Below are 8,816 nucleotides of genomic sequence, written 5' to 3'. Positions count from 1 at the left end.
TGGGAAACAGGTTAATATTCCTGTACCGCGCATAACTGCGACGGGGGGACGGAGAAGGCTAGGCCAGCACGGCGTTGGTTGTCCGTGTTTAAGGGTGTAGATTGAGGAACTAGGCAAATCCGGTTCCTTAAGATCGAGACCTGATGACGAGCTCCCATGTGGAGTGAAGTGGTTGATGCCAAGCTTCCAGGAAAATCCTCTAAGCTTCAGGTTATGTGTGACCGTACCCGAAACCGACACAGGTGGTCAGGTTGAGAATACCAAGGCGCTTGAGAGAACTCGGGTGAAGGAACTAGGCAAAATGGTGCCGTAACTTCGGGAGAAGGCACGCCGGCGTTGGTGATGAGATTTACTCTCTAAGCTGACACCGGTCGAAGATACCAGGTGGCTGCGACTGTTTATTAAAAACATAGCACTCTGCAAACACGAAAGTGGACGTATAGGGTGTGACGCCTGCCCGGTGCCGGAAGGTTAATTGATGGGGTTAGCGCAAGCGAAGCTCTTGATCGAAGCCCCGGTAAACGGCGGCCGTAACTATAACGGTCCTAAGGTAGCGAAATTCCTTGTCGGGTAAGTTCCGACCTGCACGAATGGCGTAACGATGGCCACACTGTCTCCACCCGAGACTCAGTGAAATTGAACTCGCTGTGAAGATGCAGCGTCCCCGCGGCTAGACGGAAAGACCCCGTGAACCTTTACTATAGCTTCACAGTGGACTTTGACATTACTTGTGTAGGATAGCTGGGAGGCTTTGAAACTCTGACGCCAGTTAGAGTGGAGCCGACCTTGAAATACCAGCCTGGTACTGTTGAGGTTCTAACCTAGGTCCGTAATCCGGATCAGGGACATTGTGTGGTGGGTAGTTTGACTGGGGCGGTCTCCTCCCAAAGTGTAACGGAGGAGCACGAAGGTACCCTCAGCATGGTCGGAAATCATGCATTGAGCGTAAGAGTATAAGGGTGCTTGACTGCGAGACAGACACGTCGAGCAGGTACGAAAGTAGGTTCTAGTGATCCGGTGGTTCTGTATGGAAGGGCCATCGCTCAACGGATAAAAGGTACTCCGGGGATAACAGGCTGATACCGCCCAAGAGTTCACATCGACGGCGGTGTTTGGCACCTCGATGTCGGCTCATCACATCCTGGGGCTGAAGCCGGTCCCAAGGGTATGGCTGTTCGCCATTTAAAGTGGTACGCGAGCTGGGTTTAGAACGTCGTGAGACAGTTCGGTCCCTATCTGCCGTGGGCGTTTGAGATTTGAGAAGAGTTGCTCCTAGTACGAGAGGACCGGAGTGAACGAACCTCTGGTGTTCGGGTTGTCATGCCAATGGCATTGCCCGGTAGCTACGTTCGGACGGGATAACCGCTGAAAGCATCTAAGCGGGAAGCCTCCTTCAAGATGAGATCTCACTGGACCCTTGAGGTCCCTAAAGAGCCGTTCAAGACCAGGACGTTGATAGGCTGGGTGTGTAAGCGCTGTGAGGCGTTGAGCTAACCAGTACTAATTGCTCGTGAGGCTTGACCATATAACGCCAAAGGCGTTTGAACATTGAATATATAGATCGTATCGCGGTTGTAGCTTGTAGCGAACGACAAGACATCAGATAGGAGATAAGCGACAGCGGGTCTTCTACTAAAAAGCTTTTAGATCTCAGTTTGTTCCAGTTTTGCCTGGTGACAATAGAGACGTGGAACCACCTGATCCCATGCCGAACTCAGTCGTGAAACGCGTCATCGCCGATGGTAGTGTGGGGCTTCCCCATGTGAGAGTAGGTCATCGCCAGGCACCTAATATGAAAAAAGGGTCACCCCATTGGGGTGGCCCTTTTTTTATGTTTGGACGGCAGGGTCTGCTGTGCACTACCAGGCCCATGTGAATACGCCTGTACCGTAGGTACGGCGGATAGGCGCCGCAGGCGTCCGAAGGATCGCAAGCACCGCTTGCGACCTAAAGTAGGTCATCGCGCCCCACCAAACGAGTCGGCCCCTACAGACACCCGCAGGGTCAGAAGTAACGCCTCTGATCACTGTAGGTCATCGCTGTTAAGCCTCCCTGCCCAACTCGCCCAAGCACTAGCCACTCGAGCTCAGCCCGCAGCCACTCCCCAGGCATAACCGCCACAGTAATCGGGGCGAGGGCGCCCCTCCTACGAAAACCGATTCTGGCACCGCCCCAGGGTAGGAGGTACGCACCCAAAGGGCATAATAACCATCGTGCCGATTGAACTCGGCATTCAAACCCCTGGGATTGATCGGGGCGACATAACCGCTCCCACCAACCCTTCCGATTCCTCACCGAACCCCCTAACATCAGACTAAAAGCCACACAGAGGGACAAGGCCGTGCCAAGATTTGCTGCCAACCTGTCGATGCTGTTTACGGAACTGCCGTTTCTGGAGCGCTTTGAAGCGGCTGCCAGGGCGGGCTTCAACGCCGTGGAATACCTCTTTCCCTATGACTTTCCGGCACAGGAAATAAAACAGCGCCTGGATGCTCACAGACTGGAGCAGGTGCTGTTCAATGCGCCTCCCGGTGACTGGCAGGCCGGTGAACGTGGTCTGGCTGCTCTACCGGGAAGGGAGGAGGAGTTTGCACGCGGTATCGAGCAGGCGATCGCTTATGCCCGCGTGCTCGGTAATCGGCGTATCCATGTTATGGCAGGCGTGGTCGGCGGAGATCTGTCACCCGAAGCGGCAAAGACCTGCTATGTGAACAACCTTCGCAGTGCCGCCCGCCAGGCTGCACAGCATGGTCTGAGAATCATGGTCGAGCCGATCAATAATATCGATATGCCCGGTTACCTGGTCAACTATCCAGCCCAGGCCAGGGCATTGATTGAAGAGATTGCTGAAGACAACGTCGGTCTGCAGCTGGATCTGTATCACTGTCAGATGATGCAGGGGAGGGTTACGCAGACTATGAAGGAGCTGTTCGGCCTGATCGAGCATGTGCAGATTGCCGGTGTACCAGGTCGGCATGAGCCGGATATCGGTGAGCTGAACTACGCTTACATTCTGGCTGAGCTGGACTGTCTGGGGTATGCCGGCTCTGTGGGCTGTGAATACAACCCACAGGGTGCAACAGCGGATGGACTAAGCTGGATGGCTGCGTATTGAGAAAATGGGCGTGGCGGCTCTCTCAGGCGCCCATGCTCTCGAGAATTTCATCTTTCAGGTTCAGGTAATCCAGGTCGATCACACCGAGGTAGCGCAGTGCCTGTTGCACGGCCGGCAGGCCCTGCTTCTGATTGATGCGCCAGTAGTAGCGGTATTCTTCGCTGATATCCTGGGCCAGGGTTAATACCGACAGCAGCTCCCGGGCGCGCTCTGTTGCTTCGATGCGGTCGTTCAGTACATCGTCAATCTGCGGCTGCAGTCGGATGGCGTCGGCCAGGTACTGCGGCAGCAGCCAGCGCTCAGCCATACGGGAGCCAACCTGGTAGTGGCTGAAGCCGAACTTCGCCACTTCGGCGCTTTCCAGCTCGCCGGTGCTGAGGTTGCCATGTTGCTGGAGGAAGTCACGAAAACCCTCGAACGCCTGGACCATCAACGGCAGCCCGCAGTCGTGCAGCATGCCGCAGGTGTACACATCGTCTTTGTTAAGATGGGTCAGGCGCGAGGCGATCAGTGTCGACAGCTCGCTGACATCGCGGGCCGTGTCCCAAAAGCGTTCCATCCTGCCGGTTTTTGCCAGGCTGTTTTTCATCAGAGTCAGCCTGACAAGGCTGAAAATGCGCTCGAATCCCAGCAGGCTCAGGGCACGTTCTACCGAGGTTATCTCTACAGCGAGCCCGTAGTAGGGGCTGTTGGCTGCCTTCAGGATGGTGGAATAGAGAGCCACATCCTTGCGCAGCAGGCCGGCGACTTCACGCTGATCCGGATACTCCTGGTTCAGCGCTTCGGCAAGAGAGCGCAGGATCTCCGGTTGAGGTGGAATCAGGGTGTTGAAGCTTTTATTCATCCCTTATTACTCATCCTGGTAAGTCCCGGCGGACTTGCTGTTGAATAGGAAGCCAGTATAGTGCGCACAACATGCATTTTCAGTCTCAAAATATGTCCAAAATCAACGAACCGGCGCGCAGGCCCTATTTAGCCCGCGGAGCCGGCGTAAAGCGCTGTGAAACCTGCCGTCTGGCGGTGGAGTCCTGCATCTGTGCACACCAGTCAAAGGTCACAGCAAACTGTGAATTCTGGTTGCTGATGCACCATAACGAGTTCTACAAGCCGACCAACACCGGCAAGCTGATCGCTGACAGCATCAGTGCGACCCGGGTGTTTGAATGGTCTCGGACCGAGCCGCCCCAGGCGCTGCTTGATGCGCTGAACGACCCCGCTTACTTTCCGTGTCTGGTGTTCCCTGAAGGTGATGACTACCAGGAACGGATGGTTGAACGTGCACCCGCAGACGGGCGCATTCCCGCCTTTATCATCCTGGACGGTACCTGGCGTCAGGCGCGCAGGATGTTCAGGCACAGCCGCTATCTGCAGCACCTGCCGGTGATTGAGCCGAAGTCAGATCGGGTATCGAGTTACACCCTGAGGCGTTCAAAGGTGGCACATCATCTGTGTACTGCCGAGGTGGCTATAGCGCTGCTGGAATTACAGCAGGATGAGGTGGCGGCTAGCCATCTGGAGGGCTATTTCGAGCGTTTCAACCGGGAGTATTTCGCGACGCGGCGAAAGTGGGACAGGGAAGGGGATAAGGTGGAGGCCTGACCGCGAAAGCGCCAGGCGGCGCTCGCGATCAGTGCGCGGAAAACGAATCAGTGCTTTTCGGTTTCCGCGGCTTTCTGCTGCTGCTGTGCGTACAGCGCATCGAAGTTCACCGGTGCCAGCATCAGGGCCGGGAAGCTGGCCTTGGATGCCAGGTTGTCGATCGCTTCGCGGGCGTACGGGAACAGCAGGTTCGGGCAGAACGCTCCCAGGGTGTGCTTGGTTTCCGCTTCGCCGAGGCCTGCCAGCAGGAAGATACCTGCCTGCTGAACTTCAACCAGGAATGCCGGCTCGCCTTCGTTCTTCACAGTTACGGTCAGGGACAGAACCACTTCATAGTGCTCTGCGTCCAGGGACGAGCTGCGGGTGTTGATATCCAGGTTAACTTCCGGCTGCCACTGCTTGGTGAATACACCCGGAGCAGCAGGAGTTTCCAGAGAAGCGTCTTTCAGGTAAACGCGCTTCAGCGCGAACTGGGGCTGTTTCGGTTGATTTTCAGACATCGAATTTTTCCTTTGATTGGTAACAGTCGGTGCTCAGTCAGCCAGTAGTGGGTCGAGCTCTCCTTTCCGCTCAAGCATGAACAGCTCGTCGCAGCCACCTACATGGGTTTCACCGATGAAGATCTGCGGCACGGTGTGGCGGCCGTTGGCGCGTTCCATCATCTGCGGTCGCAGTGCAGGGGCCTGGTCCACATCAATGGCGTTGTACTCAACCCCTTTGTGATCGAGCAGCATGATCGCCCGTGTACAGAACGGACACCAGCGGGTCAGGTAGATATCGACGGGCTTCATTATTTCACCACGGGCATGTTCTGGCCGCGCCACTCGGTCATACCACCAGAGAGTCTGATGGCCTGGGTAAAGCCTGCGGTCTTGAGTTGCTTGGTAGCCGTGGCCGCTGCCTGGCCAACGTTGCATACCACGATAACGGGCTTGGACTTATCTGCCTTGATTTCACTCATGCGGCGCTCGAGGTCGGCCAGCGGGATATGCACGGCGCCAGTGATGTGGCCGGTGTCCCACTCTTTCTTCGGGCGGATATCGAGAACGGCGGCGTCTTCTTTGTTAATCAGGCGGGTTGCCTCGGCAGGAGATACCGATTTGCCTGACTTGCGGCTTTCAGTCCAGAGCAGCATCGCCAGGGTGAGTACCCAGGCAGCAATCAGATAATAATGTTGAGATACAAATTCAATCACGCGATCCATAAAGCTTCCCTAAGTGGAGGGCTGTCAACAGGCGGGACAGTATACATGGGCGAAGCTAAGTGGATAAGGTTTGCGCCAGGAATTTGCCCGCCAGGGGGCAAGGTGAGGTAAACTCGTAGAACTCGATCTATGCTGCGGAATACTGTTGATATTCCGGAATTTGAATCCAAAAGAATACAGATTGCGATGACTCAAGCACGTTCTACCAAGGCACTGATAATCCTCGATGGTTTCGGTATCGAGGAAACTCCCTCTTCTGCGGTCCAGGCAGCCAATACTCCCACCTGGGATAAACTGCTTGCCTCCAAGCCACATAGCCGGATCAAAACATCCGGAATGGCGGTGGGGCTGCCCGATGGTCAGATGGGCAACTCCGAAGTTGGCCATATGAATATCGGCGCCGGACGTACCGTCTATCAGAACCTGACACGGATCACCAAGGCGATTGAAGACGGCAGCTTTGCTGAGAACGCGGCACTCACTGGCGCGATGGACAAGGCGATCGCTGCCGGTAAAGCGGTGCATCTGCTGGGACTGCTGTCGCCGGGGGGCGTGCATAGTCATGAAGATCATATGCTTGCGCTGGCTGAAGTGGCCGTCAAGCGCGGTGCCAAAGAGGTTTATCTGCACGCAATTCTCGATGGCCGCGATATGCCACCGCGCTCCGCAGAACCCTCCATCGCCAAGACCGAAGCGAAATTCCGCGAGCTGGGTGTAGGCGCCATCGCCACCGTGGTCGGTCGCTATTTCGCCATGGACCGTGATAATCGCTGGGACCGTGTACAGCAGGCCTATGATGCCATGACCAGCGGCGCAGCCAAACAGCACGCCCAGTCGGCTCAGCAGGCACTGGCGGAAGCCTACGCTCGCGATGAGAACGATGAATTTGTCACCGCGACGGTAATCACCGATATGGCCGGTCACCCGAAGGGACTGGTCAAGGATGGCGACGCCGTGATCTGCGCCAACTTCCGCCCCGACCGCGCGCGGGAGATTACCCGCTGCTTCGTCGAAGACAGTTTCGATGGTTTCGAGCGCCAGGTACGCCCGGCTCTTGCCGATTACGTCATGATGACGCAGTACGCGGCGGATATTCCGGCAAACTGCGCTTATCCGCCGGAAAAACTCTACAACGGGCTCGGTGAGTATCTCTCCAGCCTGGGCAAGACCCAGCTGCGTATTGCTGAAACCGAAAAGTACGCCCACGTCACCTTCTTCTTTAACGGTGGTGAAGAGGCGGTCTACCCGGGTGAAGAGCGTATCCTGGTGCCCTCACCGCAGGTGGCCACCTACGATCTCAAGCCGGAAATGAGTGCGCCGGAGGTGACCGACAAACTGGTTGAGGCGATCCTGGGCCGTCAGTTTGACCTGATCGTCTGTAATTTCGCCAACGGTGATATGGTGGGCCATACCGGCAAGTTCGATGCTGCCGTGAAGGCGGTGGAAACCCTCGACGAGTGCCTGGCCCGCGTGCTGGCCGCCATGGCCGAGGTCGACGGAGAAACGCTGATCACTGCCGATCACGGCAACGTTGAGCTGATGGTCAATCCGGAAACCGGTGAACCGCACACCTCGCATACCAACTGGCCGGTTGCGCTGATCTATGATGGACCGCGTGCAGCGCAGCTTAAGCTCGATGAAGGCGCGCTTTGCGACCTGGCACCGACACTGTTGACGCTGATGGATCTCGATGCGCCGGCAGAGATGAGTGGCAAGAACCTGGTTCATTTCAACTAATGCGGGGCACCCGGATCTGATTCATGCGTCTTCTTATTTTGACGCTCGTGCTGCTCGTTTCCCTGCCCCTGAGGGCGGCCACCGAACAGGAGGCGCGGGAAACCGAGCAGCGGATCGAGGCACTCAAGGATGAGATCGCCGGTCTGCAGAGAGGCATCGAGCGGCAACGTTCGGAGCAACAGAATCTGCAACAGGCGCTGCGTCAGAGTGAAAAGCGGATCAGTGAAGTCACCGCCCAGCTGCGTCAGATAAACGCCGATATCGACGGCCTGGGCGCTGACCTGGATGGCCTGCACGAGCGAGAGGCGCGCCTGGAACAGCAGGTGGAGGCCAGTGCAGAGCGGGTACGTGAACAGCTGCGTGCACAGTACCGTGAAGGCCGGCAGCCCCAGCTGCAGCTGATGCTCAGTGATCGCGACCCGGCACGCACCGAACGGCTGATCTACTATTATGATCAGCTCAACGCTCGACTGATCGAGCAGATGGAAACCTACCGTACACAGCTTAGCGCGCTTAACAGTACGCGCTCCCAGGCTGCCGACACCAGCGAGCGGATGCTGGCCAAGCGCGAGGAACTTCAGACTCAGCAGGGAGAGCTGGAAAAGGCCCGTGAGCAGCGTGCCTCCAGCCTTGCCAGTCTCAAGGCCTCTTTGGCCAAGGATCGGCAGCGTCTCAGTGGCCTGGAAAAAGACCAGGCGCAGCTGCAAAACCTGCTCGAGCAGATCCGGGAATCGATCCGGCGCTCGAAACTGGAGACCGCCAACCAGTCATTCGACAAGCTCAAAGGCAAGCTTTCCTGGCCCGTGGACGGGGCTCTCAAGCGCCGTTTTGGCCAGAAAGTAAACGATCTGGCCTACGAGGGGGTGCTGATCGGCGCCAGGGTCGGGCGTGAGGTGCATGCGGTGCACTCCGGTCGAGTCGTCTTCGCCGACTGGCTGCGGGGTTATGGTTTACTCTTGATCATTGACCACGGTGGCGGTTATATGAGCCTGTATGGACACAACGAGAGTCTGCTGCGGGAAACCGGTGCCTGGGTCAGACCGGGCGAGGTTGTCGCGACCACCGGCGACAGTGGCGGCTATGATGAAACCGGCCTCTACTTCGCGATCCGCAAGGGCGGGCGTTCTATCGACCCGGCCCCCTGGCTGGCAGACCGCTGAA

The 8,816-nt window shown here is 57.1% G+C and carries 8 protein-coding genes and 2 rRNA genes (1 of these 10 cut by a window edge); 6 read left to right on the top strand and 4 right to left on the bottom strand.

The features are described from left to right. The 3 genes from ACQUQP_RS01395 to otnI form a co-directional block, all read left to right on the top strand. Positions 1-1,525: ribosomal RNA gene (locus tag ACQUQP_RS01395) — 23S ribosomal RNA — on the top strand (it extends 1,362 nt beyond the left edge of the window). Positions 1,526-1,669: 144 nt separating this feature from the next. After that, a 5S ribosomal RNA gene (gene rrf, locus ACQUQP_RS01390) occupies positions 1,670-1,785 on the top strand. A gap of 556 nt (positions 1,786-2,341) precedes the next feature. Continuing rightward, positions 2,342-3,115, top strand: coding sequence for a 2-oxo-tetronate isomerase (otnI, locus tag ACQUQP_RS01385; RefSeq protein ID WP_432697037.1), 774 nt, complete (start codon positions 2,342-2,344; stop codon positions 3,113-3,115). A 22-nt stretch (positions 3,116-3,137) separates the two neighbouring features. On the opposite strand, the gene ACQUQP_RS01380 is transcribed toward otnI, so the two are convergent. Next, complete coding sequence (locus ACQUQP_RS01380) at positions 3,138-3,959, bottom strand: HDOD domain-containing protein (RefSeq protein ID WP_432697036.1); 822 nt, start codon at positions 3,957-3,959, stop codon at positions 3,138-3,140. Between the two features lie 92 nt (positions 3,960-4,051). On the opposite strand from ACQUQP_RS01380, the gene ACQUQP_RS01375 reads away from it, so the two are divergent. Next, on the top strand, positions 4,052-4,714 hold the full coding sequence (locus ACQUQP_RS01375) for a tRNA-uridine aminocarboxypropyltransferase (RefSeq protein ID WP_432697035.1): 663 nt from the start codon (positions 4,052-4,054) through the stop codon (positions 4,712-4,714). Between the two features lie 47 nt (positions 4,715-4,761). On the opposite strand, the gene secB is transcribed toward ACQUQP_RS01375, so the two are convergent. The 3 genes from secB to ACQUQP_RS01360 are packed head-to-tail and all read right to left on the bottom strand — an operon-like array spanning position 4,762 to position 5,918. Next, positions 4,762-5,214, bottom strand: a complete 453-nt coding sequence (gene secB, locus ACQUQP_RS01370; protein WP_432697034.1) for a protein-export chaperone SecB — start codon at positions 5,212-5,214, stop codon at positions 4,762-4,764. Positions 5,215-5,247: 33 nt separating this feature from the next. Then, a complete protein-coding gene (gene grxC, locus ACQUQP_RS01365; RefSeq protein ID WP_432697033.1) occupies positions 5,248-5,505 on the bottom strand; it encodes a glutaredoxin 3 in 258 nt (85 codons plus the stop codon). Next, positions 5,505-5,918: a rhodanese-like domain-containing protein gene (locus tag ACQUQP_RS01360; protein WP_432697032.1), complete on the bottom strand. Its 414-nt coding sequence runs from the start codon at positions 5,916-5,918 to the stop codon at positions 5,505-5,507. The genes grxC and ACQUQP_RS01360 overlap by 1 nt, the downstream gene beginning before the upstream one ends. 186 nt (positions 5,919-6,104) lie before the next feature. Here ACQUQP_RS01360 and gpmI point away from each other — a divergent pair, with 186 nt between their 5' ends. Further along, positions 6,105-7,655, top strand: coding sequence for a 2,3-bisphosphoglycerate-independent phosphoglycerate mutase (gene gpmI, locus ACQUQP_RS01355; protein WP_432697031.1), 1,551 nt, complete (start codon positions 6,105-6,107; stop codon positions 7,653-7,655). A gap of 23 nt (positions 7,656-7,678) precedes the next feature. Continuing rightward, the gene (locus ACQUQP_RS01350; protein ID WP_432697030.1) at positions 7,679-8,815 is read left to right on the top strand and encodes a murein hydrolase activator EnvC family protein; all 1,137 of its coding nucleotides are present in this window, start codon (positions 7,679-7,681) and stop codon (positions 8,813-8,815) included. The last annotated feature ends 1 nt before the right edge of the window (position 8,816 follow it).

Source organism: Marinobacterium sp. YM272, from assembly GCF_050908845.1.
GTDB lineage: Bacteria > Pseudomonadota > Gammaproteobacteria > Pseudomonadales > Balneatricaceae > Marinobacterium_D.
Note: the sequence above shows the minus strand (reverse complement) of the source record. Positions and strands in the feature narration are given on the sequence as shown.

What these genes read in the sequence shown, in the direction of transcription:
- secB (WP_432697034.1), bottom strand. Translation starts at nt 5,214, where the DNA reads ATGTCTGAAAATCAACCGAAACAGCCCCAGTTCGCGCTGAAGCGCGTT.
- ACQUQP_RS01380 (WP_432697036.1), bottom strand. Translation starts at nt 3,959, where the DNA reads ATGAATAAAAGCTTCAACACCCTGATTCCACCTCAACCGGAGATCCTG.
- ACQUQP_RS01360 (WP_432697032.1), bottom strand. Translation starts at nt 5,918, where the DNA reads ATGGATCGCGTGATTGAATTTGTATCTCAACATTATTATCTGATTGCT.
- ACQUQP_RS01375 (WP_432697035.1), top strand. Translation starts at nt 4,052, where the DNA reads ATGTCCAAAATCAACGAACCGGCGCGCAGGCCCTATTTAGCCCGCGGA.
- grxC (WP_432697033.1), bottom strand. Translation starts at nt 5,505, where the DNA reads ATGAAGCCCGTCGATATCTACCTGACCCGCTGGTGTCCGTTCTGTACA.
- gpmI (WP_432697031.1), top strand. Translation starts at nt 6,105, where the DNA reads ATGACTCAAGCACGTTCTACCAAGGCACTGATAATCCTCGATGGTTTC.
- ACQUQP_RS01350 (WP_432697030.1), top strand. Translation starts at nt 7,679, where the DNA reads ATGCGTCTTCTTATTTTGACGCTCGTGCTGCTCGTTTCCCTGCCCCTG.